Consider the following 903-nt stretch of genomic DNA (forward strand, 5'->3'; position numbering starts at 1 on the left):
AATGAGATTAATAAAGTTGTAGGAGATAGTCTTGTTAAGCAGGATGATGCTACGAAGGTAATCAAGATAGGTGGAGAAAAAGAGGGTAGTGCAATCACAATTGCAAACATGAATGGTGATACACGTAGTCTCTCTGGCGTGAAAGCGGGCACACTTTCTGAAGGTTCGACGGAAGCCGTGAATGGTTCTCAGCTTTATTCCTTGCATCAGACGCTAGCGATGTATTTAGGCGGAGGAGCTAGCTATGAAGGTGGCGAATGGAGGGCTCCGGAATTCAAGGTTGCGCAATTCAATTCTGATGGTAGTTCGTCAGCCAAGAAGATCTATCATGATGTAGCAGGAGCCTTTGATGGTGTTAGTGATGGTATGACGAGTATCAACGACCGTATTCATGATGTTGAGAAGAATGTGGCGAGCAATGGTTTGAATTGGAATGAAGAAGAAGGCGCGTATGATGCGAAGCATGATGGTAAGTCGAGTAAGATTACGCATGTATTGGATGGTAAGATAGAAGAAGGCTCGCAAGAAGTTGTTAATGGTGGTCAGCTTTGGAGCACGAATGAGAGAGTAAAAGATGTTGAAGACAAAGTAGATACGATAGATCAACATGTGAAAAATATTGAAGTAGCGGTAACAGATGGCGTTGTTAACTATGATAAAGATAGTGATGGTAAAAAGACCAATAGCATTACGTTAGTAGGAGGTAATGACAGCGAACCTGTTATGATAGACAATGTAGCGGCAGGGAAGATTGAAACAGGTTCTCAGCAAGCTGTTAATGGTGGTCAGTTACATGATTATACTGAAGAGCAGATGAAGATAGTTCTTGAAGATGCCAATAAGTATACGGATGAGAAAATTAGTGGTCTTGTCAATGATGGTGTTAACGAGTCGAAATCCTAT

Annotated in this window: 1 pseudogene; it reads left to right on the forward strand. The window is 41.7% G+C overall.

Annotated elements, in window-relative coordinates:
• A pseudogene (locus ACFIN0_RS09830) lies at positions 1-903 on the forward strand (hypothetical protein); the annotation flags it as partial.

Origin of the sequence: Bartonella sp. AA89HNZF (assembly GCF_042196905.1) — a bacterium.
GTDB lineage: Bacteria > Pseudomonadota > Alphaproteobacteria > Rhizobiales > Rhizobiaceae > Bartonella.